The organism is Citrobacter sp. KTE151 (assembly GCF_000398845.1).
Taxonomy (GTDB): domain Bacteria; phylum Pseudomonadota; class Gammaproteobacteria; order Enterobacterales; family Enterobacteriaceae; genus Citrobacter; species Citrobacter braakii.
Window position 1 is genome coordinate 807,425 of the sequence record NZ_KB976063.1, and the last position, 26,735, is coordinate 834,159.

The 26,735-nt window shown below is 50.9% G+C and carries 23 protein-coding genes; 13 read left to right on the forward strand and 10 right to left on the reverse strand.

The features are described from left to right. The first annotated feature begins 9 nt into the window (after positions 1-9). Entirely contained in the window at positions 10-627 is a 618-nt protein-coding gene (locus WC7_RS17575) for a DMSO/selenate family reductase complex B subunit (protein ID WP_003035741.1), read from the forward strand. 1 nt (position 628) lies between these two features. Then, positions 629-1,492: a dimethyl sulfoxide reductase anchor subunit family protein gene (locus WC7_RS17570; protein WP_016152432.1), complete on the forward strand. Its 864-nt coding sequence runs from the start codon at positions 629-631 to the stop codon at positions 1,490-1,492. A gap of 30 nt (positions 1,493-1,522) precedes the next feature. Here WC7_RS17570 and ycaC read toward each other — a convergent pair whose 3' ends face one another. Continuing rightward, positions 1,523-2,149, reverse strand: coding sequence for an isochorismate family cysteine hydrolase YcaC (ycaC, locus tag WC7_RS17565; RefSeq protein WP_016152433.1), 627 nt, complete (start codon positions 2,147-2,149; stop codon positions 1,523-1,525). 385 nt (positions 2,150-2,534) lie between these two features. Between ycaC and WC7_RS17560 the strand changes: the two genes are divergently transcribed. Then, complete coding sequence (locus WC7_RS17560; protein ID WP_016152434.1) at positions 2,535-3,683, forward strand: MFS transporter; 1,149 nt, start codon at positions 2,535-2,537, stop codon at positions 3,681-3,683. 45 nt (positions 3,684-3,728) lie between these two features. On the opposite strand, the gene WC7_RS17555 is transcribed toward WC7_RS17560, so the two are convergent. From WC7_RS17555 to WC7_RS17535, 5 genes are read right to left on the reverse strand one after another with little or no spacing between them, the layout of a single operon-like run. Next, positions 3,729-4,205 (reverse strand): PTS sugar transporter subunit IIA, encoded by a 477-nt coding sequence (locus WC7_RS17555; RefSeq protein ID WP_016152435.1) that lies wholly within the window; start codon positions 4,203-4,205, stop codon positions 3,729-3,731. 53 nt (positions 4,206-4,258) lie between these two features. Further along, entirely contained in the window at positions 4,259-5,170 is a 912-nt protein-coding gene (locus WC7_RS17550) for a transketolase family protein (protein ID WP_016152436.1), read from the reverse strand. After that, positions 5,170-5,967, reverse strand: a complete 798-nt coding sequence (locus WC7_RS17545; protein WP_016152437.1) for a transketolase — start codon at positions 5,965-5,967, stop codon at positions 5,170-5,172. The genes WC7_RS17550 and WC7_RS17545 overlap by 1 nt, the downstream gene beginning before the upstream one ends. 12 nt (positions 5,968-5,979) lie before the next feature. Then, positions 5,980-7,245 (reverse strand): PTS ascorbate transporter subunit IIC, encoded by a 1,266-nt coding sequence (locus tag WC7_RS17540; RefSeq protein WP_016152438.1) that lies wholly within the window; start codon positions 7,243-7,245, stop codon positions 5,980-5,982. A 16-nt stretch (positions 7,246-7,261) separates the two neighbouring features. Next, positions 7,262-7,537, reverse strand: a complete 276-nt coding sequence (locus WC7_RS17535; protein WP_016152439.1) for a PTS sugar transporter subunit IIB — start codon at positions 7,535-7,537, stop codon at positions 7,262-7,264. Between the two features lie 121 nt (positions 7,538-7,658). On the opposite strand from WC7_RS17535, the gene WC7_RS17530 reads away from it, so the two are divergent. Further along, positions 7,659-8,507 carry a MurR/RpiR family transcriptional regulator gene (locus WC7_RS17530; RefSeq protein WP_016152440.1) on the forward strand — a complete coding sequence of 283 codons (849 nt, stop codon included), beginning with the start codon at positions 7,659-7,661 and terminating at the stop codon, positions 8,505-8,507. A gap of 61 nt (positions 8,508-8,568) precedes the next feature. On the opposite strand, the gene pflA is transcribed toward WC7_RS17530, so the two are convergent. The 4 genes from pflA to ycaO all read right to left on the reverse strand — a co-directional run bounded on the left by pflA (position 8,569) and on the right by ycaO (position 14,859). Further along, positions 8,569-9,309: a pyruvate formate lyase 1-activating protein gene (pflA, locus tag WC7_RS17525; protein ID WP_003035751.1), complete on the reverse strand. Its 741-nt coding sequence runs from the start codon at positions 9,307-9,309 to the stop codon at positions 8,569-8,571. Positions 9,310-9,494: 185 nt separating this feature from the next. Next, positions 9,495-11,777, reverse strand: coding sequence for a formate C-acetyltransferase (gene pflB / locus WC7_RS17520; RefSeq protein ID WP_016152441.1), 2,283 nt, complete (start codon positions 11,775-11,777; stop codon positions 9,495-9,497). A 59-nt stretch (positions 11,778-11,836) separates the two neighbouring features. Next, entirely contained in the window at positions 11,837-12,694 is an 858-nt protein-coding gene (gene focA, locus WC7_RS17515) for a formate transporter FocA (protein WP_003831909.1), read from the reverse strand. Between the two features lie 404 nt (positions 12,695-13,098). Beyond that, the gene (ycaO, locus tag WC7_RS17510; protein WP_016152442.1) at positions 13,099-14,859 is read right to left on the reverse strand and encodes a 30S ribosomal protein S12 methylthiotransferase accessory factor YcaO; all 1,761 of its coding nucleotides are present in this window, start codon (positions 14,857-14,859) and stop codon (positions 13,099-13,101) included. A 136-nt stretch (positions 14,860-14,995) separates the two neighbouring features. Here ycaO and WC7_RS17505 point away from each other — a divergent pair, with 136 nt between their 5' ends. From WC7_RS17505 to lpxK, 9 genes are all read left to right on the forward strand, one after another. Next, on the forward strand, positions 14,996-15,688 hold the full coding sequence (locus WC7_RS17505; RefSeq protein WP_016152443.1) for a DUF421 domain-containing protein: 693 nt from the start codon (positions 14,996-14,998) through the stop codon (positions 15,686-15,688). Between the two features lie 212 nt (positions 15,689-15,900). Further along, positions 15,901-16,989 carry a 3-phosphoserine/phosphohydroxythreonine transaminase gene (serC, locus tag WC7_RS17500; RefSeq protein ID WP_016152445.1) on the forward strand — a complete coding sequence of 363 codons (1,089 nt, stop codon included), beginning with the start codon at positions 15,901-15,903 and terminating at the stop codon, positions 16,987-16,989. A gap of 68 nt (positions 16,990-17,057) precedes the next feature. Next, complete coding sequence (gene aroA, locus WC7_RS17495; protein WP_016152446.1) at positions 17,058-18,341, forward strand: 3-phosphoshikimate 1-carboxyvinyltransferase; 1,284 nt, start codon at positions 17,058-17,060, stop codon at positions 18,339-18,341. 233 nt (positions 18,342-18,574) lie between these two features. Further along, entirely contained in the window at positions 18,575-19,258 is a 684-nt protein-coding gene (gene cmk / locus WC7_RS17490) for a (d)CMP kinase (protein ID WP_016152447.1), read from the forward strand. 113 nt (positions 19,259-19,371) lie between these two features. Then, positions 19,372-21,045, forward strand: a complete 1,674-nt coding sequence (gene rpsA / locus WC7_RS17485) for a 30S ribosomal protein S1 (protein ID WP_003035776.1) — start codon at positions 19,372-19,374, stop codon at positions 21,043-21,045. A 160-nt stretch (positions 21,046-21,205) separates the two neighbouring features. Beyond that, positions 21,206-21,490 (forward strand): integration host factor subunit beta, encoded by a 285-nt coding sequence (gene ihfB, locus WC7_RS17480; RefSeq protein WP_003035780.1) that lies wholly within the window; start codon positions 21,206-21,208, stop codon positions 21,488-21,490. Between the two features lie 206 nt (positions 21,491-21,696). Further along, positions 21,697-23,961, forward strand: coding sequence for a ComEC family protein (locus WC7_RS17475; protein ID WP_016152448.1), 2,265 nt, complete (start codon positions 21,697-21,699; stop codon positions 23,959-23,961). A gap of 36 nt (positions 23,962-23,997) precedes the next feature. After that, positions 23,998-25,746, forward strand: coding sequence for a lipid A ABC transporter ATP-binding protein/permease MsbA (gene msbA / locus WC7_RS17470; RefSeq protein WP_016152449.1), 1,749 nt, complete (start codon positions 23,998-24,000; stop codon positions 25,744-25,746). Then, the gene (gene lpxK / locus WC7_RS17465) at positions 25,743-26,720 is read left to right on the forward strand and encodes a tetraacyldisaccharide 4'-kinase (protein WP_016152450.1); all 978 of its coding nucleotides are present in this window, start codon (positions 25,743-25,745) and stop codon (positions 26,718-26,720) included. The genes msbA and lpxK overlap by 4 nt, the downstream gene beginning before the upstream one ends. The last annotated feature ends 15 nt before the right edge of the window (positions 26,721-26,735 follow it).

The window sequence follows — 26,735 nt, forward strand, 5'->3', positions numbered from 1 at the left end:
GAGTAACCGATGACAACCCAGTATGGATTTTTTATTGATTCCAGCCGTTGCACCGGTTGCAAAACCTGCGAACTGGCCTGCAAAGATTTCAAAAATTTAACCCCGGAAGTCAGCTTCCGCCGCATTTATGAATACGCAGGCGGCGACTGGCAGGAGGACAACGGCGTCTGGCATCAGAACGTCTTTGCTTATTACCTCTCCATTGCGTGTAACCACTGTGAAGATCCAGCCTGTACCAAGGTTTGTCCGAGCGGCGCGATGCACAAACGTGAAGATGGTTTTGTCGTTGTCGACGAAGATGTTTGCATTGGCTGCCGGTATTGCCACATGGCCTGTCCTTACGGCGCGCCGCAGTACAATGCTGAAAAAGGGCATATGACTAAATGTGATGGCTGCCATGAGCGCGTCGCTGAAGGCAAGAAACCTATCTGCGTGGAGTCCTGCCCACTGCGTGCGCTGGATTTTGGTCCGATTGAAGAGCTGCGCAAAAAACACGGTACTTTGGCTGCGGTAGCGCCACTGCCGGGCGCGCACTTTACCAAACCAAGTATTGTCATCAAACCTAACGCCAATAGCCGCCCGACCGGGGATACTACAGGTTATCTGGCCAATCCGAAGGAGGTGTAAGATGGGAAGTGGATGGCATGAATGGCCGCTGATGATCTTCACTGTCTTCGGACAGTGTGTAGTTGGTGGCTTTATCGTTCTGGCGCTGGCGTTGATGAAAGGGGACTTACGCCCTGAATCGCAGCAGCGCGTGATTGCCTGCATGTTCGGGCTGTGGGTATTAATGGGCATTGGCTTTATTGCTTCCATGCTCCACCTGGGCTCACCGATGCGCGCCTTTAACTCACTCAATCGTGTAGGGTCTTCTGCGTTGAGTAATGAAATTGCCAGCGGCTCAATCTTCTTTGCCGTTGGCGGCATCGGCTGGCTGCTGGCAACGCTGAAAAAAATGTCGCCCGTATTACGCAATCTGTGGTTAGTTGTCACCATGGTACTGGGGGTGGTTTTTGTCTGGATGATGGTGCGCGTGTATAACACCATCGATACCGTACCGACTTGGTACAGCATCTGGACGCCGCTGGGCTTCTTCCTGACGATGTTTATGGGCGGTCCGCTGCTGGGATATCTGTTGCTGAGAATTGCTGGCGTGGACGGTTGGGCGATGCGCCTGTTGCCGGCTATTTCAGTGCTTGCTCTGGTCGTGAGCGCCATCATGTCTGTAATGCAGGGGGCTGAACTGGCGACGATCCACAGTTCCATTCAACAGGCGTCTGCGCTGGTTCCGGATTACGGCTCGCTGATGGCGTGGCGGATTGTCGCTCTGGCATTAGCGCTGTGCTGTTGGATTGTACCGCAAGTGAAAGGCTACCAGCCTGCAGTTCCGCTGCTTTCCGTCGCGTTTATTCTGCTGTTAGTCGGCGAGTTGATTGGTCGTGGCGTGTTCTACGGGCTGCATATGACCGTCGGTATGGCGGTTGCCAGCTAAATGACAAACCGGGGCATAGCCCCGGTTTTTTTACTTCTGTTTAGTTAACGTGTCGTAGCTGGTCATCAGATTGCGATAATCAGGAATGTGATTAGAGAACAGCGTCGCCAGACCTTCGATATCGTTGCGCCAGTCGCGATGCAACTCACATGCGACACCAAACCACGTCATCAGTTGAGCACCGGCCTGGGACATCCGATCCCATGCTGAATGGCGAGTAATTTCATTAAACGTACCCGACGCATCGGTTACGACAAAGACATCAAAACCTTCTTCAATAGCCGAGAGCGCAGGGAAAGCAACGCAAACTTCCGTCACGACACCGGCAATAATCAGCTGTTTTTTACCGGTCGCTTTCACTGCTTTCACGAAATCTTCGTTATCCCACGCGTTAATGTTTCCGGGGCGAGCAATATAAGGCGCATCGGGAAATTGAGCTTTCAGTTCCGGTACCAGTGGCCCGTTTGGTCCTGTCTCAAAACTGGTTGTCAGAATGGTTGGGAGTTTGAAGTATTTTGCTAAGTCGCCGAGGGCAAGCACGTTGTTTTTAAATTTATCGGGATCGATATCCCGAACCAAAGAGAGCAGGCCAGCCTGATGGTCGACCAGCAGTACTGCCGCATTATCTTTATCAAGTCTTACGTAAGGTTTAGTCATGATATTTCTCCTGTTCAGCATCAGTGGGGGAAATTTGATGAGTTTAAGTCTACAGAAAGAACGATATATGGATTAGATACCTAAATAAGAACTCACTGTTCTATTTTGAAGACAATGCAGATCTGCATCCCGCATAGAGTTTAGTAAGAAATAAAAGTAAGGGGAGTCCATGAAATTTTTCGACTGAACGCAACGCGAGATTTTTGTTTTAGATCAATAAAAACAAGCAGATGTGTTTTTGTGTTTTTTATCTATTCACATTAAGAATCAGTAATGCAAATCGATCGTCCGGAAAGCGCCTCAGCCCTTTGATTGCGCCGATTGACAATGTTTTTGGCAGTGGCATGATGCGCATGAAATTTGAACTTCCTCACGGTTTTTATTCATGTCCATCTATACCCGTCCCGTCATGCTGTTGCTGTGCGGGCTGCTTCTGCTGACCCTGGCGATCGCCGTGTTAAACACGCTCGTCCCGCTTTGGCTCGCCCATGAAAATCTGCCCACCTGGCAGGTAGGTGTGGTGAGTTCTTCCTACTTTACCGGCAATCTGGTAGGGACGTTGCTGACCGGGTATTTAATAAAACACCTTGGTTTTAATCGCAGCTATTACATTGCCTCGCTTATTTTTGCCGCGGGCTGTATCGGCCTGGGGGTTATGGTGGGATTCTGGAGCTGGATGACCTGGCGTTTTATCGCCGGTGTTGGCTGCGCCATGATTTGGGTGGTAGTGGAAAGTGCGCTGATGTGCAGCGGGACTTCGCGTAATCGCGGACGCTTGCTTGCCGCCTATATGATGATCTATTACGTGGGGACGTTTTTAGGCCAGCTACTGGTTAGTAAAGTATCAACAGAATTGATGAACGTCCTGCCGTGGGTGACGGGTACGATCCTGGCTGGTGTTTTGCCATTGCTCTTTACGCGCATTGCCAATCAGCAGGGTGATGAACAGCAGTCTACTCCTATTACCTCCATGCTGAAGCTGCGGCAGGCGCGTCTGGGCGTTAACGGCTGTATTATTTCCGGGATTGTGCTGGGGTCTTTGTATGGCCTGATGCCGCTGTATCTCAACCATCAAGGGGTGAGCAACGCCAGCATTGGTTTCTGGATGGCGGTTCTGGTTAGCGCCGGTATTCTGGGGCAATGGCCGATTGGCCGCCTGGCAGACAAGCTGGGACGCCTGCTGGTTTTACGCGTCCAGGTCTTCGTGGTTATCGTCGGAAGTATCGCCATGCTGAATCAGGCGGCGATGGCGCCTGCGTTGTTTATGTTGGGTGCGGCAGGTTTTACACTCTATCCGGTGGCGATGGCCTGGGCCTGTGAAAAGGTTGAACATCATCAGCTGGTCGCCATGAATCAGGCATTGTTATTAAGCTATACCGTTGGCAGCCTGCTGGGTCCTTCATTCACCGCCATGCTGATGCAGAATTATTCCGATAATCTGTTATTCATTATGATTGCCAGCGTATCGTTTATTTATCTGCTGATGTTGTTGCGTAGCGCCAGACATACGCCGACTCCGGTGGCTCACGTATAAAGCGCGCCAGACGGTATGCAAGGCAAAATGTTTGCATACCGTGACTCATTTTCCCATTGCGGGTATGCCGGAAGTTGCGAGGTATTCGCATGCTTTCAGCGTGCAGTGAAGCTGCGCCTGACTGGTCATACTCGTCAGCTGTTGTAAATGCTCCCCTTCATCCAGCCAGCAAACCAGTTTTTGAATCATTTCAATATGTCGGGTGCTGCTGGCAGCCGCCAGGACAATAATTAACCGCACATCTGGATGCCCTGGAAAAGGCACCGCCTCTTTCAGACACAAGAGCGACAGATGTGTCTCACTGCTTATCACTCCTTCTTCCGGACGAGCGTGCGGCAGGGCAAACTCAGGGCTTAAGATGTACCACGGACCCAGTTGTTCTGTTTCACGGATGATTGCCTGAGCGTAGGCGGACGTAATCGCGCCCAGTTCTTCCAAAGGCTGGCAAGCCAGCGTCACGGCCTCCTGCCAGGAGTGGCATTGTTCACGAAACTGACAGGCAGAAAATAGCGCAGATGTCATTGTGTTCTCCTTATTTCAGAGCAGCAGACCGCATTGCGGTCTGCCAACCCGAACTATCTGAGGGCTTCAAAGAGTGCGGTCGCCGAAATACCGTATTTCTCTTTCAACTGGCGGCTATTGCCTGATTCCGTATACGTGTCTTGTGTCCCTAGCCGGATTAATCTCGTGGTTAATCCTTCCTCCGCCAATACTTCAGCAACCTGTCCGCCAAGCCCACCGGTGATCGTGTGATTTTCAATCGTTGCGATCTGCGGGCAGTTGGCAATCAGTTGCAGAAAGCGCTGGCGGTTAAACGGTTTTAGCATGGCGACGTGAATCAGCTTGCCACGTTTTCCCTGGGCGCACAGTTGCACATAACCTGCGCTTGCCTGCTCCAGAACGGTCCCTTCATAGAGAATGGAGAAGTCATTGCCTGAGTCCTCCACGGCGGCGATATCGGTCACTCGCGGAACGGTAGATTTATCGCGCACGGGCATCGGTTCTCGGGCTACGCGAATATAGACCGGACCGGGAATGTTTACTGCTTGTTCAAATGCGGCCTCAACTTCTTCAGCGTCGGCAGGCGTTAGAATTGTGAGCCCCGGCAGTACGCGCGTCAGGGCCAGATCTTCCAGCGCATGATGCGATGCGCCGTCAGGTCCATCATCCATTCCTGGGTGGCTACCAACTAATTTAATGTTAGCTTTGGCGTAGCATGCCTGGCGCAGTTGAGTCCATGCGGTGCCTGTCACAAACATCGCAAAGTTAACGTAGAACGGAATATTTCCTTCCAACGCCTGGCCAGTGGCAAAGCTCATTGCCGATCCTTCCGCAATACCCATTTCAAAGAAAGCGTCTGGATAGACGGCCTGGAACTGGTCAGTGCGGGTGGAGCTGGCTAAATCACTATCAATGGCGACAATGGGATAGCCGTTTTTTTTCAGGGCAATGAGTGCGTTACCAATTTCATCACGTGGGGCTTTCATCACTGCAACTCCTCCATAGCCTGCTGATATTGTTCGGTGGTTGGGGTTTTTGAATGCCAGTCACCGTTGTTTTCCATATAGCTAACGCCACTGCCTTTGGTGGTATGCGCAATAATCGCCACGGGTTTACCTTTCAGATGACGCGAAAGCATCAGCGTGTCGGCAACCTGATGCATATCGTTACCGTTATGGAGTTCGAGTACGTGCCAACCGAAAAGACGCACTTTGTCGGCCAGAGGTTCCAGATTCACCATCTGATTAACGGGGTCGTGGGAGGAAAAACCGTTGTAGTCGATAATCGCCACCAGGTTATCCATCTTCATATGGCCTGCCTGTTGTAGCGTTTCCCAGATTTGCCCTTCGTGCATTTCGCCATCGCCAATGATGGCGAAAACGCGCTGTGATTCCCCCCGCTGTTTTTTGGCCGCCGCCATACCAAAGGCAATGGATAATCCCTGGCCCAGCAGGCCGGTTGTTGCATCGACTTCGGGCAGAGATTTGATGCTAGGGTGCCCCTGTAAACGTGAGTTAATTTGTCGAAAAGTATTAAATTCGCTGCGCTCAATTTTGCCTTTTTGATGCAGCATGGCGTACTGAGCAGCAACCGCATGACCTTTGCTCATGACCACGCGAGCGCGAGGGGCGCAGGAGAAGTCCACCTCTTGATCGTAAATCCAGGTCAGAATGTCGATGATGGACAATGCACCGCCAGGATGGCCAATGCCTGATTCATAAATCATGGTGACAATATCCCGGCGAGCAGCCAGCGCATGGGATTTCAATTCGTCAATATTCATGTTCATTCCTTATCAGGGCAACATTTTGCCGATGTAATAAACCACTAAGCCGAGGGCGACAAAATCTGTCTCCGGGAAGCTAGTACCGGACAATCCCACCGATTCCATGATGGGATAGATGAGTGCCGGGCCAATACCAATTAATATGCCAGTGACAAAGCTACCGGCGATGGCCCCTTTCCAGCCTCCTGACGCGTTACCGAAGACGGCGGCGGTAGCACCAATGAAGAAGTAGGGGATGGCGACGGGGATAATGACCGTTTGCCCAATTGATGCGAGTACCCCCATAACTACCAATCCACCCACAAAGGAAGAGATGAAACCTAAAACGGTGGCGGTTGGGGCATACGGAAAGACGACTGGGCAATCCAGTGCGGGTTTGGCGTTCGGGATAAATTTTTCAGAGATGCCCAGAAATGCCGGGACTATTTCTGACAACAGCAAGCGAACGCCGGTGATGATGATATAAAGCGATGCGGTAAACGTGAGTGACTGGAATAGCGGATAAACCAGCCAATGCATTCCACCGGCGGCGGCCGTTACCGCTTCTTCGCCTGCGGCAAGCGCCGCGATGTAATAGAAAATACTGACTGAGATGGACACGGAGACGATGTAGTCTTTAAAAATCCCCAACCATCCGGGAAGATTTAGCTTTTCTGTTGACTGCTTAGGATCGCCCACTTTCGAACCGATCCATCCCGATAGCGCGTAGGCCAGAGTAACGTAATGACCCATCGCAATTTCATCATTACCGGTAATCTTACGCATCCACGGCTGGGCGATAGCTGGATAGACACAGGCCGCAAGCCCCAGCAGTATGGAGCCGGCGATGATTGTTGTTACATCGCTGTAGCCAAGCGCCTTAAGCGTAACGGTTAAGAGGGCAGACAGATACAGATTATGTTGACCCGTCAGGAAGATGTATTTGAACGGTGTTACGCGGGCAAAAAACAAGTTCCAGCCGAAACCAACGACCATGATGAGTGAAACGCACATGGCAAACTTGGTTTGTGCCAGCCCTGTTAACGCTTCGGCTAACGGCATCACACCTTTCAGACCGAATCCATCACTGAATAAGGTCTGAAAATTACCTAAGGATGTCACCGCAATCCCTGCTCCGCCGGCAAATACCAGAAATCCGACGATGGTTTTAAAGGTACCAGAAAGCACTTTTTCGATGGGCTTACGCTGGATAAGCAAACCAATTAGCGCAATAAAGCCAACTAAAAGTGGGGTTACACCCAAAATGTCGAATACAATGAACTTTAGGAGATCCATATTTCCCCCGGAGAGGTTAGTTGTTTTGAACAACGCTGGTGAGCGCAGATTCCATTTCTTCGCTGTTCATCAGATCGGTGATACCGATTGCTCTGAACCCGGCGGCTTCTACCTCATCGGTCAGGTCGCTCATGGTGATCACGAAGTCGATGTTTTGCCAGGTTCGTAGCCCTGACAGGACATCGTGTTCAAGATCGATATCCCAGCCATGTTTATCGATGACTTTTTGGGCTTTGATTTTCAGCATTAGCGAACTGCCCATACCGGTACGACAGACGATCAGACCTTTCATTAGACGTTCTCCTGTTTGTAAAAATAATTATTTTTAATTATCATTGGTGCGATAAAAATTATTATCGCAAAGCCGGGCAAAGTATGTGACAGCATTTGCATTTTGTGCAAAAAGGCGAAAAATGAGTCAGATAGATACTAATTTATTGATTAACATAAGAAATGGGGCTTCAGAGCTGAGTCCGATCCTGGAAAAGGTAGGGCGTTTTATCACTGAAAATCCTGATTTTGTGATGCGGCATACGATAACCGAGCTGGCCGATTCTATTGATACCAGTGAGGGGAGCATCACTCGTTTTTGCCGTGCCTTTGGTTTTAAGGGGTTTTCTGATTTCAGAACGGCTCTTGCACTGGAGCAAGGAGCTGCACGGCCGAATGAAGGAGGAAGTGAGGAGACGGCGGCGGTACTGGCAAGCGTTTGTGACAGCAATGCCATCATCGACAGCAAAGAGTTGCAGGCGGTTGCGACCTGGTTAAATCAGCTCAGTAATATTGCAATTTATGCGGTAGGTACTGCGGTGCCGGTGGCGTTATTCCTGCAAATCAATCTGGTGCAGATGGGGAAAATAGCCAGTTATATCGACCGATTTTATCCGGCGGCTATCTCTCCGTTGGCGGACAGCCAAAAAACAGGGATTATCGTTATTCATACAGAACAAGTCTCTACCGATATGATGCAGTCGCTGACGCTAGCGAAGGAACAAGGCATAAAAATTCTCTCGTTAACTCGCGGATCGTTTGCGCCATTAAATCGGCTTTCTGACTGGAATTTGCAGGCGGCGGTTGCATTACAGGGGGAAGGTGAGTCTGGTTTTGCTGAAATTGCTGGTGCGATGATGGTGGCGGATCGCATACTCAGTGCTCTGGAAGAGCAGGATGAGCGTTACGTGCAGTGCCGTAAAGCACACCAGAAACGTATTTTCTCTATTGAAAGCGTGACCAATAAACTTTCAGAATATTTTATGTCGTAGGCATCGAACGTTGGCGTCGCGCTACTCAAGCAGAGCGCTGCGACGCCGTGGTCGTCATACCTTAGTACATTACTTTATGACCATACTGCTCAAGAATGCCTTTCACGCGCTCCATGGTCTCTTTCTTCGGTGGCTTAACACCGTCAAGTTTGTACTCTTCACCCATTGCCACCCATTTGTGTTTGCCCAGCTCATGGTATGGCAGCAGTTCGATTTTCTCTACGTTGCCCATATCGCGGGTAAACTCGCCCAGGCGGTGCGCGGAGTCGTCATCGTCAGACCAGCCAGGCACAACGACGTAGCGGATCCACACCTTGATGTCTTTATTGGACAGGTAACGTGCAAACTCAAGCGTGCGATGGTTAGATACGCCCACCAGATTCTGATGGATTTCATCATTCATCTGTTTGAGATCGAGCATCACCAGGTCGGTGACTTCCAGCAATTCATCGATCACCGGATCGTAGCGGCGAACAAAACCGTTGGTATCCAGACAGGTATGAATACCTTCTTTTTTACAGGCACGAAACCAGTCGCGTACAAATTCAGCTTGCAGGATAGCTTCGCCACCGGACGCTGTCACACCGCCACCGGAGGCGTTCATAAAGTGGCGGTAGGTCACGACCTCTTTCATTAACTCGTCGACGGTGACTTCTTTGCCGCCGTGCGTATCCCATGTGTCACGGTTATGACAATACAGGCAGCGCATCAGGCAGCCCTGGAAGAAGGTAATAAAACGGATGCCCGGGCCATCAACAGTGCCACAGGATTCAAAGGAGTGAATGCGACCAATAACTGACATTGCGGTGTTTCTCCAGGTGTGGCCCATCCGGGGCCAGTGTTAGTGCACAGTTATTAACTGTGTCGAGTCTGTTTTGGCTGCTATCCATAAGTATAGATAGCTGACAAAGCAGGCTATTAAAAAGGCCCCACTTACGTGGAGCCTTTATTGTACGCTTTTTAAAGTACGATTTCAGTCAAAACCAATTACATGGTCTGAGTGAAGGTACGAGTAATAACGTCCTGCTGCTGTTCTTTAGTCAGGGAGTTAAAACGTACTGCGTAGCCAGAAACACGGATGGTCAGCTGCGGATATTTTTCCGGATGTTCCATCGCATCCAGCAGCATTTCACGGTTCATGACGTTCACGTTCAGGTGCTGACCACCTTCGATGGACGCTTCGTGGTGGAAGTAACCATCCATCAGACCAGCCAGGTTGGTCTTACGAACTTCGTCGTCTTTACCCAGTGCGTTCGGAACGATAGAGAAGGTGTAAGAGATACCATCTTTAGCGTAAGCAAACGGCAGTTTAGCAACGGAGGTCAGAGAGGCAACAGCACCTTTCTGGTCACGACCGTGCATTGGGTTAGCACCCGGTCCGAACGGCGCGCCAGCACGACGACCATCTGGGGTGTTACCGGTTTTCTTACCATAAACCACGTTAGAGGTGATGGTCAGAACAGACTGAGTCGGGATAGCGTTACGATAAGTAGTCAGTTTCTGAATTTTCTTCATGAAACGTTCTACCAGGTCAACCGCCATGTCATCAACGCGAGAGTCGTTGTTACCAAACTGCGGGTATTCGCCTTCGATTTCGAAGTCGACAGCCAGACCGTCTTCGTCACGAATCGGTTTAACTTTCGCATATTTGATTGCAGACAGGGAGTCAGCAGCAACGGACAGACCAGCGATACCACACGCCATGGTGCGGATAACGTCACGGTCGTGCAGCGCCATCAGAGAGGCTTCGTAGCTGTACTTGTCGTGCATGTAGTGGATAACGTTCAGTGCAGTGACGTACTGTTTAGCCAGCCAGTCCATGAAGTGATCCATGCGCTCCATAACTTCGTCGAAGTTCAGAACGTCGCCTTTGATCGGTTCAGATTTAGGACCAACCTGCATTTTCAGTTTTTCATCAACGCCGCCGTTGATTGCGTACAGCATGGTTTTCGCCAGGTTTGCACGCGCACCGAAGAACTGCATTTGTTTACCAACAACCATCGGGCTTACGCAGCAAGCGATAGCGTAGTCGTCGTTGTTGAAGTCCGGACGCATCAGGTCATCGTTCTCGTACTGCAGAGAAGAGGTGTCGATGGACACTTTAGCGGCGAATTTCTTGAAGTTCAGAGGCAGTTTTTCAGACCACAGAACGGTGATGTTCGGCTCCGGAGAAGGACCCATGGTGTACAGGGTATTCAGGAAGCGGAAGCTGTTTTTGGTAACCAGAGTACGGCCATCAACGCCCATACCACCGATAGATTCAGTTGCCCAAATCGGGTCACCGGAGAACAGTTCATCATATTCAGGGGTACGCAGGAAACGAACCATACGCAGTTTCATGACCAGGTGGTCAATCATTTCCTGAGCGTCTTGCTCGGTGATTTTGCCTGCTTTGATATCACGTTCGATGTAGGCATCCAGGAAGGTGGATACGCGACCGAAGGACATTGCTGCGCCGTTCTGAGATTTAACTGCGGCCAGGTAGCCGAAGTAAGTCCACTGGATAGCTTCCTGAGCGTTGGTTGCCGGACCAGAGATATCGCAGCCATATTTAGCAGCCATTTCTTTGATCTGACCCAGTGCGCGGTGCTGTTCAGCAATTTCTTCACGCAGACGGATAGTGGCTTCCAGGTTTACGCCGTTTTCCAGATCGGACTGCAGAGAGACGAACTGAGCGTATTTGTCTTTCATCAGGTAGTCGATACCGTACAGCGCAACGCGACGGTAGTCACCGATGATACGGCCACGGCCATAGGCATCTGGCAGACCAGTCAGAACACCGGATTTACGGCAGTTCAGAATGTCTTTGGTGTAAACATCGAATACGCCCTGGTTGTGGGTTTTGCGGTATTCGGTGAAGATTTTTTTCAGCATCGGGTCCAGTTCGCGATTGTACGCTTTGCAGGAACCTTCAACCATTTTGATGCCGCCAAACGGAATGATCGCACGTTTCAGCGGAGCTTCAGTCTGCAGACCAACAATTTTCTCGAGCGCTTTGTTGATGTAGCCAGCGTCGTGAGAAGTGATGGTAGAAGCAACGGAGGTGTCAAAGTCAACAGGCGCGTGAGTGCGGTTTTCCTGTTTAACGCCTTCCATCACGCTGTCCCACAGTGCAGTGGTCGCATCAGTTGCGCCAGCCAGGAAGGACTCGTCACCCTCATACGGAGTGTAGTTTTTCTGAATGAAGTCACGGACGTTTACTTCATTCTGCCAATCACCTTTGGTAAAACCTTCCCAGGCTGTGGCTAACTTTTCATTAAGCTCGGACATGTAACACCTACCTTCTTAAGTGGATTTTTTATTTACTGCGTGTAATGGGCATCATCAGATTAATGATGATCGTTACCACGCAGATAAATGACCCAGTATGTCAACCCGACCAACAAACCGCCGCCGATAATGTTGCCGATCGTAACCGGAATCAGGTTATCGGTGATGAAATTCATCACGGTCAGGTGAGAAAAATTCTCCGGAGAAGACCCAACAGCGGTCCAGAATTCCGGGGTGGCGAAATCGCGAATTACAATACCCATAGGGATCATAAACATGTTTGCGATACTGTGCTCAAAACCGCTGGCAACAAACATTGCGACCGGTAATACCATGATAAACGCTTTGTCCATCAGGCTGCGACCCGAATAGCTCATCCATACTGCCAGACACACCATCAGGTTCGCCAGGATGCCAAGACTTACCGCCTCAACAAAAGTATGGTGCACTTTGTGGTCGGCTGTTTGCAGGACGTTGAGACCCCACGCGCCGTTAGCGGTCATATACTCGCCAGAAAGCCACATGAGTAACACGAAGATCAGGGCGCCAATCAGGTTGCCGACATAAACGTTAAGCCAGTTTTTAGCCAATTGGCCCCAGGTGATGCGACCACTGGCTTTCGCTACGACAATCAGTACGGTTGAGGTGAAGAGGTCTGCACCGCAGACAACGCAGAGAATCAGCCCCAGGGAAAAGCAGATACCACCTACTAGCTTCGCCATGCCGAAAGGCATTGTGCCGGTACCGGTTGTGGCGGTGATATAGAAAACAAAGGCAATTGAAATGAATACACCGGCAGTAATTGCCAGATAGAACGTCTTAAGCGGATGTTTCGTTGCTTTATAGACGCCTGCTTCTTCGGCAACTTTGGCCATTGCAGCAGGAAGAATAAGATCAAAAGGGTTGTCAGCTTTCACACTAACTCTCTCTTTATTAAGTCGGCGACGAGATACTAACAAAGCATTATAGATGAGAATTTGATATAGATCATATCTCGCCTGGCTTATAGGCCCGTAAGGCGCATGGTTTTTATGCGATTACGGTGTAACTTGTTGATTATCCAAATAAAAATAAATTTTAAAAATTATAAAGTGAGTTGAATTTTTTCTTTCTGTCTCCTCTGGGGCGGTTAATTAAAATGGAGTAATTGAGATAAAAAACCACATTAATAAGCTAATTTTCTTAATATCAACTACTAATATTTAACCTTGTTTTTACATTTATTTTTTGATTTGACCAAAATAAAAAACAGGGCGCATTAAGCGCCCCGTAATATAGCCCAGACAATACCTTTAGCCTACTCAGCGCAGGCTGATTGTCACTATTTTGACCAATGTGCTGCTTTCGCGCGCTGCAGTTTTTCGTAAGCTTTCAGCAGAGACTGATGCGCCGGGAAAGCCTGCAGATCGTTATCAACAGTTTGAAGCCCGTAGAACGGCGCTTCGCCACTTAATGCTGCACTTGCGGCTTCAACCGCCTCGGCACCGTACATGCGAACAAACGCGTTCAGATATTGTAGCGGCTGACGATCTTCTTCCTGAGATAGCAACAGCAGCGTTTGCAGACAGCGGTAGTAGTTGGCACGTTCAGCGCTAAAGACAGAGGCGTTGAATTCCATCGTCCATTCTGTCCAGACCAGCGCCTGCTCCAGGTCGCCGCCGGCCAGCGCCAGCATCACTTTAAGCTCGCCAATGCGCAGGGTGTACCAACCGTTATCCGCACCGGTTGCCAGACCGAGCAGCTCGCGTACGCGGGTGAAGTCGTCAAAGCCTTCTTCATCCAGTTGTTCGATCAGATTGAGATAGTCTTCTTTATCCCATTCACTGCCCGGAAGCGAGAGAATAGTGTCACGCAGATGGGCGCCCATGGCGTTGTTGGCTAACCACAGATCTTCAGCCGGATAGATGTCAGACATTCCCGGAACAATAATGCGGCACGCGTAAACGCTCAGGTGCTCGTAGTCGGCGATATACACTTCTTTATCTTCAGCATTGAAGATGGCCATCAGGGTGGCGAACTCTTCTTCGGTGGTACCGGAGAAATTCCAGTCAACGAACGGATAGTCAGCATCCTGCTTGAACAGATCCCAGGAGATCAGGCCGCTGGAATCGATGAAGTGGGTTTCAAGGTTAGTGTGTTCAGCCACTTCTTCGTCGTCAAAGGTTGGTGGGGTGAAGACATCAAGATCTTTCAGACCACGGCCCTGCAGCAGTTCAGTGACAGTACGCTCCAGCGCAACGCCGAAATCCGGGTGCGCACCGAAGGAGGCAAAGCAGGTACCATTGGCCGGGTTGAACAGGACAACGCAAATCACCGGATACTTGCCGCCCAGGGAGCCATCGTAGGCGAAAATTGGGAAACCTTCCGCTTCCAGTTTGGCGATGGACTCCACCACTGCCGGGTAGCGCGCCATGACTTCGGCCGGGATTTCCGGCAGGCTGATGCTTTCCGCAATAATACGGTTCTTCACATGACGCTCAAAGACTTCAGACAGGCCCTGAACGCGCGCTTCGTTTCGGGTGTTACCCGCAGACATGCCGTTAGAAACGTACAGGTTGCCAATAATGTTCATCGGAATATAGACGGTCTGGTTATCCGACTGACGGGTAAACGGTAGGCCGCAGACCCCACGTTCTTCATTACCGGATTGCAGATCGATAAGCATGCTGCCAGTCAGTTCGTTGTCTGGATCGTAAAACGCACGCAGACGAGCATCCAGTAGACCTTCAGGTACGTCGTCTTCTTCAGTCAACGGGAACCATTTTTCGTTCGGATAATGCACGAATGGGCCGTTGGCGATGGTTTCACCCAGCCAGAAATCCGCAAAGAAATAGTTAGTCGACAGACGCTCAAAATATTCGCCCAGCGCGGAAGCCAGCGCCGCTTTTTTCGTCGCACCTTTACCGTTGGTGAAGCACAGCGCGCATTCTTTGTCGCGAATATGTACAGACCAGACGTTAGGGACGGGATTCAACCACGAGGCTTCTTCAATTTGAAAACCAAGGTCGAGCAATTTTTGCTGGAAGCGAGCGATGGAGTCTTCCAGAGCGGCATCTTTGCCGGGGATAAATGTTTGCGTCATGAAAATCACTTTTGTCGTACGGAAAGCGCGCAATGATACGGGTTTTAAATGAATGGCGCTATCGTCGCCGGAGTTCAGACGTAAATAAAAGTATTAGCTATGCTTTCCTACAGCCAACCACGTTTAGAGCATAATAATGAAAGCTTTCGATTTACACCGAATGGTACTGGATAAGGTGCCCATAGATTTTCTGGGAGAAGTTGCTTTGCGCAGCCTCTATACCTTTATATTGGTTTTTCTGTTTTTAAAAATCACCGGACGTCGCGGCGTACGCCAGATGTCGCTTTTTGAAGTGCTGATTATCCTTACGCTGGGGTCTGCGGCGGGAGACGTGGCATTTTATGATGATGTCCCGATGCTGCCGGTGCTGGTGGTCTTTATTACGCTTGCCGTGCTGTATCGGCTGGTTATGTGGCTGATGGCGCATAGCGAGAAAATGGAGGATTTGCTGGAGGGCAAGCCCGTTGTGATCATTGAGGACGGCGAGCTGGCATGGTCGAAGCTCAATAGCGCCAATATGACGGAATTCGAATTCTTTATGGAATTGCGTTTGAACGGCGTGGAGCAATTGGGACAGGTGAGACTGGCCATCTTGGAGACAAATGGGCAAATCAGCGTCTATTTCTTTGCCGATGAAGACGTAAAGCCGGGGCTCAGTATTTTGCCTAAACGTTGTACACAGCGATTTAAAGTGATACCTGAGGCTGGGGACTATGCCTGTATACGGTGTAGTGAAGTGGTGCAAATGAACGCCGGAGATCATCAATTATGTCCACGCTGTGCAAATCCAGAATGGTCGAAGGCCAGTCGGGCAAAACGGGTCACCTGACAGCGAAAATCTCGGTTTTTACCCGTCAATCCGATAGATTCTGTTGTGTGACCAATGACACATTTTTACCCCGGCCAGTTTTACCCATTGCGGCGCGTGTCACTGAATGATAAAACCGATATCCACAGGAATAACTTATACCAATGTCTGTCACCGGATTATCGCCAATGACAGGATGTTGATTGGACAACAACACAACGTGGTGAGGGGAAATGGCTCAGGTCTTCAATTTTAGTTCAGGTCCGGCAATGTTACCGGCAGAAGTACTTAAACTGGCTCAACAGGATCTTCGCGACTGGAACGGTCTTGGCACGTCGGTGATGGAAATTAGCCACCGTGGCAAAGAATTCATCCAGGTCGCAGAGGAAGCGGAGCAGGATTTTCGCGATCTTCTCAGCATCCCCTCCAACTATAAAGTGTTGTTCTGCCATGGCGGTGGGCGCGGGCAGTTTGCGGGTATCCCGTTAAATATTCTGGGTGACAAAACCACGGCGGATTACGTTGATGCCGGTTATTGGGCCGCCAGCGCAATTAAAGAAGCGAAAAAATACTGTACGCCAAACGTTATCGACGCCAAAGTCACCGTTGACGGACTGCGTGCTGTTAAGCCAATGAGCGAATGGCAGCTTTCTGACAACGCGGCGTATTTGCACTATTGCCCGAATGAAACCATTGATGGCATTGCGATCGATGAAACGCCGAATTTTGCCAGCAATGTGGTGGTTACGGCGGATCTGTCCTCTACCATTCTTTCCGCACCGCTTGACGTGAGCCGTTATGGCGTAATTTATGCCGGGGCGCAGAAAAACATCGGCCCGGCCGGGCTGACCATTGTCATCGTACGTGAAGATTTGCTGGGTAAGGCTCATGTGTCATGCCCGTCAATCCTCGACTATACCGTGCTGAATGACAACGACTCCATGTTCAACACGCCGCCAACCTTTGCCTGGTATCTGTCTGGCCTGGTCTTTAAATGGCTGAAAGAGCAGGGCGGTGTTAACGCGATGGATAAAATTAACCAGCAAAAAGCGGAACTGCTGTACGGCGTAATCGATAACAGCGATTTCTACCGTAACGACGTGGCAAAATCGAACCGTTCACGCATGAACGTACCGTTCCAGCTTGCTGACAGCGCACTGGATAAACTCTTCCTGGAAGAGTCTTTCGCTGCGGGTCTGCACGCGTTGAAAGGGCACCGTGTGGTCGGTGGTATGCGCGCGTCCATCTACAATGCAATGCCGCTAGAAGGTGTAAAAGCGCTGACCGATTTCATGGTCGATTTCGAGCGCCGCCGCGGTTAATCTGCTGTATTTTCATCCCCACAGCCAGTCTGTGGGGTTTTTATGTCTGTTTTTGAGAGTCGAGTTTCATGGAATCCCTGACGTTACAACCCATTGCGCGGGTGGATGGCACCATCAATCTGCCTGGATCCAAAAGTGTTTCTAACCGCGCTTTGCTGCTGGCTGCATTAGCAAATGGCACCACTGTCCTGACCAACCTGCTGGACAGCGATGATGTCCGCCATATGCTTAATGCTCTGAATGCGTTAGGAATTAGCTATACCCTTTCTGCCGACCGTACGCGTTGCGAGATTATCGGCAATGGCGGTGCGCTGCATGCCGAAGGCGCAGTAGAACTGTTCCTTGGCAATGCCGGAACCGCAATGCGCCCACTGGCCGCTGCGCTGTGTCTGGGCAGTAATGACATCGTGTTGACAGGCGAGCCGCGCATGAAAGAGCGCCCGATTGGCCATCTGGTTGATGCGATACGCCAGGGCGGAGCCAACATTGAATACCTGGAGCAGGAAAACTATCCGCCTTTACGTCTGCGCGGTGGCTTTACCGGAGGACAGGTTGAGGTAGACGGCAGCGTATCCAGCCAGTTCCTGACTGCGCTGCTGATGACTGCGCCACTGGCGCCGCAGGATACGACGATCGCCATTAAAGGCGAGCTGGTATCTAAACCTTACATTGATATCACACTGAACCTGATGAAAACGTTTGGTGTTGAAATTGAGAATCAGAACTACCAGCGCTTTGTTGTGCAGGGTCAGCAGCAGTATCAGTCACCGGGTGCATATCTGGTTGAAGGCGATGCTTCTTCCGCTTCCTATTTTCTCGCAGCGGGAGCCATTAAAGGCGGTACGGTAAAAGTCACCGGGATTGGCCGAAACAGTATGCAGGGTGATATCCGCTTCGCTGATGTGCTGGAAAAAATGGGCGCGGCCATTACCTGGGGCGATGACTTTATTGCCTGTACTCACGGTGAGCTGAACGCGGTAGACATGGATATGAACCATATTCCCGATGCGGCGATGACCATAGCCACGGCAGCGCTGTTCGCTAAAGGCACCACGACTTTACGTAACATCTATAACTGGCGCGTCAAAGAGACCGACCGCCTGTTCGCGATGGCGACCGAGTTGCGTAAAGTGGGCGCGATCGTTGAAGAGGGCGAAGACTATATTCGCGTTACACCACCGGCGACGTTACAGTTTGCGGAGATCGCGACCTACAACGATCACCGCATGGCGATGTGTTTCTCGCTGGTGGCGTTGTCTGACACGCCGGTGACCATTCTGGACCCTAAATGTACCGCCAAAACCTTCCCGGATTATTTCGAACAGCTGGCGCGTATTAGTACATCTGCCTGATCCTCACATCTGACGATCGCGCTCAGCATATTCGTGAGCGCATCGCTGCAGATAAAAAGTAAATCAGTGTCATCTTCCGGGCTGGTTTCTCGCCAGCCCGCTATAATTGCGCAATTCTTCCTCACATCGTTACAGACTAATCGGGTTTTTACACTCTGTGTTAACGATTATTAGCGTTGGCGCGTATAATGCGCGGCGTTCACGTTAACGTATGCCCGTTTAAGGAGAAAAAGATGACGGCAATTGCCCCGGTTATTACCATTGATGGCCCAAGTGGTGCAGGAAAAGGCACCTTGTGCAAGGCAATGGCGGAAGCATTGCAATGGCATCTGTTAGATTCAGGCGCGATCTACCGCGTACTGGCGCTCGCAGCGTTGCATCACCATGTCGATGTCACATCTGAAGATGCTCTGGTACCGCTTGCCTCACACCTGGATGTGCGTTTTATCTCAACGGACGGCAACCTGGAAGTCATTCTGGAAGGTGAAGATGTCAGCGGCGAAATCCGCACCCAGGAAGTAGCGAATGCCGCATCTCAGGTCGCTGCGTTTCCTCGTGTACGCGAAGCGCTGTTACGCCGCCAACGCGCGTTTCGTGAAGCGCCCGGCCTGATTGCCGACGGACGAGACATGGGGACCGTGGTGTTCCCGGATGCACCAGTGAAAATTTTCCTGGACGCCTCCTCGCAAGAACGTGCGCATAGACGTATGCTACAGTTGCAGGAAAAGGGCTTTAGTGTTAACTTTGAACGCCTTTTGGCCGAGATCGAAGAACGCGATTTCCGCGATCGTAACCGTGCTGTAGCGCCGCTGGTTCCCGCTGCTGATGCTTTAGTTTTGGATTCAACCCGATTAAGCATTGAGCAAGTGATTGAAAAAGCGTTACAATACGCGCGCCAAAAACTGGCACTCGCTTAAGTGCGACCGAATTTGCAGTACCCCCGTTGCAATGGATTGACAGCGGGTATGTTAAACAACCCCATCCGGCATGGAGCCAGGTGGACGTTAAATATGAAACCTGAAGATTAAACATGACTGAATCTTTTGCTCAACTGTTTGAAGAATCCTTAAAAGAAATCGAAACCCGTCCGGGTTCCATCGTTCGTGGTGTTGTTGTTGCTATCGACAAAGACGTAGTACTGGTTGACGCTGGTCTGAAATCTGAGTCCGCCATTCCGGCAGAGCAGTTCAAAAACGCCCAGGGCGAGTTGGAAATCCAGGTTGGTGACGAAGTTGACGTTGCTCTGGATGCAGTAGAAGACGGCTTCGGTGAAACCCTGCTGTCCCGTGAAAAAGCTAAACGTCACGAAGCTTGGATCACGCTGGAAAAAGCTTACGAAGAAGCTGCAACCGTTACTGGTGTTATCAATGGCAAAGTCAAGGGTGGCTTCACTGTTGAGCTGAATGGTATTCGCGCGTTCCTGCCGGGTTCCCTGGTAGACGTTCGTCCGGTCCGCGACACGCTGCACTTGGAAGGCAAAGAGCTTGAATTCAAAGTAATCAAGCTGGATCAGAAGCGTAACAACGTTGTTGTTTCCCGTCGTGCCGTTATCGAATCCGAAAACAGCGCAGAACGCGATCAGCTGCTGGAAAACCTGCAGGAAGGCATGGAAGTTAAAGGTATCGTTAAGAACCTCACTGACTACGGTGCATTCGTTGATCTGGGTGGCGTTGACGGCCTGCTGCACATCACCGACATGGCATGGAAACGCGTTAAGCATCCGAGCGAAATCGTAAACGTTGGCGACGAAATCACTGTTAAAGTGCTGAAGTTCGACCGCGAGCGTACTCGTGTATCTCTGGGCCTGAAACAGCTGGGCGAAGATCCATGGGTTGCTATCGCTAAGCGTTATCCGGAAGGTACCAAACTGACTGGTCGCGTGACCAACCTGACCGACTACGGCTGCTTCGTTGAAATCGAAGAAGGCGTTGAAGGCCTGGTTCACGTTTCCGAAATGGATTGGACCAACAAAAACATCCACCCGTCCAAAGTTGTTAACGTTGGCGATGTAGTGGAAGTTATGGTTCTGGATATCGACGAAGAACGTCGTCGTATCTCCCTGGGTCTGAAGCAGTGCAAAAACAACCCATGGCAGCAGTTCGCGGAAACCCACAACAAGGGCGACCGTGTTGAAGGTAAAATCAAGTCTATCACTGACTTCGGTATCTTCATCGGCCTGGACGGCGGCATCGACGGCCTGGTTCACCTGTCTGACATCTCCTGGAACGTTGCAGGCGAAGAAGCAGTTCGTGAATACAAAAAAGGCGACGAAATCGCAGCTGTTGTTCTGCAGGTTGACGCAGAGCGTGAGCGTATCTCTCTGGGCGTTAAACAGCTCGCAGAAGATCCGTTCAACAACTGGGTTGCACTGAACAAGAAAGGCGCAATCGTAAACGGTAAAGTCACTGCAGTTGATGCTAAAGGCGCAACCGTAGAACTGGCTGACGGCGTTGAAGGTTACCTGCGCGCTTCTGAAGCTTCCCGCGACCGCGTTGAAGATGCAACTCTGGTTCTGAGCGTAGGCGACGACGTTGAAGCTAAATTCACCGGCGTTGATCGTAAGAACCGCGCAATCAGCCTGTCTGTTCGTGCTAAAGACGAAGCTGATGAGAAAGATGCAATCGCAACTGTTAACAAACAGGAAGATGCTAACTTCTCTAACAACGCAATGGCTGAAGCTTTCAAAGCAGCTAAAGGCGAGTAATATCGAGTGCTCCTAAATCCTTTGTGCTGTTAACAGCACAAAGGGCGACGAGTAGCTTGACAGATTACAGGATTCGTCCTGTAATCAATGACAAAGGGCGGCTAAGGCCGCCCTTAATCAATGCAGCAGCTAATTATGCCTTTAAGGAACCGGAGGAATCATGACCAAGTCAGAATTGATTGAAAGACTTGCAACCCAGCAACCTCATATTCCCGCGAAAGCGGTTGAAGATGCAGTTAAAGAGATGCTGGAACATATGGCCTCGACTCTTGCGCAGGGCGAGCGTATTGAAATCCGCGGTTTCGGCAGTTTCTCTTTGCATTACCGCGCACCGCGCACCGGACGTAATCCGAAGACCGGCGATAAAGTGGACCTGGAAGGAAAATACGTTCCGCACTTTAAACCAGGTAAAGAACTGCGCGATCGCGCCAATATTTACGGTTAAGTTTTTAGCGAGACTTAACGCCGAGAAAAGCACCCGCATGGGTGCTTTTTTCATTTCTGCCAGCCCATCCTGGAATCTCCATCCCAGTTAATTTGCACGTTACAAGCGCCGCTAAATGTTAGCGGAATGCATACCGTATAACGCTAAATTGGCACCAGACAACCGTCGAACATTACTGCACACTTCCTGCTACAGGGAGGTGACTGATGAAAATAACAACGGTTAGTACGAGTGCATTATTCGGCATTCTCCCGCTTATGCTATTACCTGCGTTACCTGACATGCTGTGCATCGGCGTTATATTTGGTCTGGCAATTCTGCTCTGCCTTATTTCTCACAGCCCTGTACGTTTCGCCGGATTAACCCTGCTATTTTTTCTTTGGGGAGTTCTGGCTGCGAAAGATGCGCTGTGGGCCGGTAATACGCTGCCTGCAAAAAGCCAGCAGGCCATCGTGCGGATAACCGGAACCGATAATATGACAACGCACTACGGCCAGATCACGCATCTGCAGGGGAAGCGGGTATTTCCTGACATCGGAATTACTCTGTATGGGCAGTACCTACCCGGCAACGTTTGTGCGGGCCAGACATGGGCGATGACGTTGAAGGTTCGTGCTATACACGGTCAATTGAACGAGGGCGGGTTTGATAGCCAGCGTTACGCATTGGCGCAGCACCAGCTGCTGACGGGAAGATTTTTGCAGGCTTCGGTTATCACACAACAATGCAATTTACGTTCGCGGTATCTCTCCTCGTTGAAAAGCGCGCTCGCTGACTATCCCTGGCAGCAGGTTATACTGGGCCTGGGAATGGGGGAGCGCTTGTCCGTGTCACAAGTGGTGAAAACCATTATGCGTGATACCGGTACGGCCCATTTGATGGCTATCTCCGGGCTGCATATTGCATTTGCCGCACTTCTGGCTGCAGGATTAATTCGCGCGGGGCAATTTTTTATGCCAACCAGATGGATTTGCTGGCAGGTTCCGTTAGTTGGCGGAATCGTCTGCGCAACATTCTATGCCTGGTTAACGGGGCTACAGCCCCCGGCATTACGTACGGTTGTTGCGCTACTGGTCTGGGGTGGGCTAAAACTCAGCGGCAGGCAGTGGAGTGGATGGTCGGTGTGGATCTGCTGTCTGGCAGCCATTCTGGTGGTGGATCCTGTCGCCGTTCTTTCACAAAGTCTGTGGTTGTCTGCTTTTGCCGTTGCGGCGCTGCTGTTCTGGTATCAATGGGTTCCGATGCCGGATTGGCCGCTGTCGCGCGTTGGACGCCAATTTCTGGCGCTTGCTCATTTGCAATTGGGAATTACACTCCTGCTTCTGCCTGTGCAAATCGCGATATTTCACGGTTTTAGCCTGACCTCATTTCTGGCGAATTTGTTTGCTGTACCGCTGGTTACGTTTATTTCCGTACCATTGATATTAGCAGGCATGATCGTCCATTTAACCGGGTTAGCGATGGTTGAATCGAACCTATGGTATTTAGCGGATCGCTCCCTCGCGCTATTATTTTGGGGGCTCAGGAGCCTGCCTGAAGGGTGGATCAATATTGATGCACGTTGGCAATGGCTTGCATTTGTACCCGGACTCCTGCTCATCGCATATCGGCTGAACGCGTGGCGAACTATACCGGTAGTTTGCGTCACTTTGCTCCTTTTACTGAGCGCCCCGTTCTGGCGAACGCCACGTACTGATGTCTGGCAAGTGCATATGCTGGACGTCGGGCAGGGGTTGGCGATGGTCATTTCGCGCAATGGGAAAGTGATTCTTTACGATACCGGTCTGGCATGGCCTGAAGGCGATAGCGCGCAACAGTTGATTATTCCCTGGCTACGTTGGCACAACCTGGAGCCAGAAGGCGTTATTTTAAGCCATGAGCATATGGATCACCGGGGCGGGTTGCGTTCGCTGCAGCAAGCCTGGCCGTCTCTATGGATAAGAAGCCCATTAGGTTGGGAAGGGCATCTCCCGTGTTTACGCGGGGAGCGCTGGCAATGGCAAGGGTTAACCTTTAGTGCGCATTGGCCCGTGCGTGGAAATAAAGATCTGGGGAATAACCACTCCTGCGTGGTTAAGGTCGATGACGGGCATCAGAGTATTCTGCTGACCGGAGATATTGAGTCTCCCGTTGAACAAAAAATGCTCAGTCACTATTGGCAGCATCTGCAGTCTACGGTGATACAGGTTCCACATCATGGTAGCAATACCTCATCATCGCAGGCGCTGATTCAGCGGGTCGGCGGGCAGGCCGCGTTAGCCTCCGCATCCCGTTACAATGCCTGGCGTCTCCCGTCCAGGAAAGTGAAGCAACGTTATCGGCAACAAAATTATCAATGGCTGGATACACCCCACCAGGGGCAGATTACGCTGGATTTTTATCAAAAAAACTGGCGAATAAACAGCTTGCGAGATCAGATTTTACCTCGTTGGTATCATCAGTGGTTTGGCGTGTCGGAGGATAACGGGTAGAATATGCGGCTATTCTAACAAATGCTGGTTTTTTGAATGCATAACGATAAAGATCTCTCTACGTGGCAGACGTTTCGCCGACTATGGCCAACCATAGCGCCTTTTAAATCGGGTCTGATCGTGGCGGGTATAGCGTTAATCCTGAACGCGGCCAGCGATACCTTCATGCTATCGCTCCTTAAGCCATTACTGGATGATGGTTTTGGTAAAACGGATCGCTCTGTGCTGCTGTGGATGCCGCTGGTGGTCATTGGACTGATGGTAGTTCGTGGCTTAACCAGCTATGTCTCCAGCTACTGCATCTCATGGGTATCAGGCAAAGTGGTCATGACCATGCGTCGCCGCCTGTTTGGCCATATGATGGGCATGCCAGTCTCCTTTTTTGATAAACAGTCTACAGGTACGCTATTGTCACGTATTACCTATGATTCAGAGCAGGTCGCGTCATCGTCCTCCGGCGCGCTGATCACCGTGGTACGTGAAGGGGCCTCAATTATTGGCCTGTTTATCATGATGTTCTATTACAGCTGGCAGCTGTCATTGATCCTGATTGTGCTGGCACCGATTGTATCAGTGGCAATCCGTGTGGTTTCCAAGCGCTTTCGTAGCATCAGTAAAAATATGCAAAACACCATGGGTCAGGTTACGACCAGTGCCGAGCAGATGCTGAAAGGCCACAAAGAAGTTCTGATTTTTGGTGGTCAGGAAGTCGAAACTAAGCGCTTTGATAAAGTCAGCAATAAGATGCGTTTGCAGGGCATGAAGATGGTTTCCGCCTCTTCTATCTCCGATCCTATCATCCAGCTGATTGCGTCTCTGGCTCTGGCCTTCGTGTTGTATGCAGCCAGCTTCCCAAGCGTAATGGAAAACCTGACTGCAGGGACAATTACGGTTGTCTTCTCGTCAATGATCGCGCTGATGCGTCCGTTGAAATCGCTGACCAATGTCAACGCGCAGTTCCAGCGCGGTATGGCGGCCTGCCAAACCTTATTTACGATTCTGGATAGCGAGCAGGAAAAAGATGAAGGTACGCGCGAAATCGAACGCGCTACCGGCAATCTCGAGTTCCGCAACGTGACATTTACCTATCCGGGACGTGAAGTACCTGCGCTGCGCAACATCAACCTGAATATTCCAGCGGGGAAAACCGTTGCCCTGGTTGGCCGTTCGGGTTCCGGGAAATCCACCATCGCCAGCTTGATCACGCGCTTCTATGATATTGATGAAGGGCAGATTCTAATGGACGGACACGATCTACGTGAATATACCCTGGCATCCCTGCGCGATCAGGTCGCGTTGGTTTCGCAGAATGTGCACCTGTTTAACGATACGGTTGCCAACAACATCGCCTACGCGCGTACCGATTTGTACAGCCGTGAGCAGATCGAAAAAGCGGCGAAAATGGCTTACGCCATGGATTTCATCAATAAGATGGACAATGGCTTGGATACGGTGATTGGCGAAAACGGCGTCCTGCTTTCTGGTGGTCAGCGCCAGCGTATCGCAATTGCCCGCGCCTTGTTGCGTGACAGTCCGATTCTGATCCTTGATGAAGCAACGTCGGCACTCGATACCGAGTCTGAACGCGCAATTCAGGCTGCTCTGGATGAGCTTCAGAAAAACCGTACCTCCTTGGTGATTGCTCACCGCCTTTCTACCATTGAACAGGCGGATGAAATCATCGTGGTGGAAGACGGTATTATTGTTGAGCGTGGAACCCATAGCGAGCTGATTGAGCAGCGTGGGGTGTATGCACAATTACATAAAATGCAATTCGGTCAATGATCGCTCGAATCTGGTCTGGTGAGTCGCCGCTGTGGCGACTGTTACTCCCGCTCTCCTGGCTGTATGGCCTGGTGAGCGGGGGGATCCGCTTATGTTACAAGCTTGGGATTAAACGCGCGTGGCGTGCACCAGTCCCGGTTGTGGTGGTCGGAAACCTGACCGCGGGCGGCAATGGCAAAACACCTGTGGTGATTTGGCTGGTTGAACAACTGCGTCAACGTGGGATTCGCGTGGGCGTGGTGTCGCGTGGTTATGGCGGGAAAGCGGCTGCTTACCCGCTGTTACTGACCGCAGATACCACTACGGCAGAAGCGGGTGATGAACCTGTGCTGATCGCCCAACGTACCGGCGTGCCCGTAGCGGTATCCCCGGTAAGATCGGATGCGGTCAAAGCCATTTTGGCCCAACACGATGTGCAGATGATTGTGACGGACGATGGGCTACAGCACTACCGTCTGGCGCGAGATGTTGAAATCGTGGTTATTGACGGAGAACGTCGGTTTGGCAATGGCTGGTGGCTTCCCGCGGGTCCCATGCGGGAACGCGCAGGCCGGCTTAAATCGGTGGATGCGACTATCGTTAACGGTGGTGTTGCCCAGCCAGGGGAAATCCCTATGCGACTTGAACCGGGGCTGGCCGTTAATTTACGTACGGGTGAACGCCGCGATGTGTCGCAGCTGTCCAATATTGTCGCCATGGCGGGCATTGGCCATCCACCGCGTTTTTTTGCCACGCTGGAAGCATGCGGTGCCAGCGTGCAAAAAAGTATTGCGCTGGCAGACCATCAGTCTCTGACCTACAGTGACGTCAGTGCGTTTGCAGACGCCGGGCAAACGCTGGTGATGACGGAAAAAGATGCGGTTAAGTGCCGTGCATTTGCCGATGAAAACTGGTGGTATTTACCTGTTGACGCTCATTTGTCAGGCGATCGGCCTGATATGTTGCTGGATAGCTTAATCTCGCTGACTCGCTAACTGATTCACGCTGCG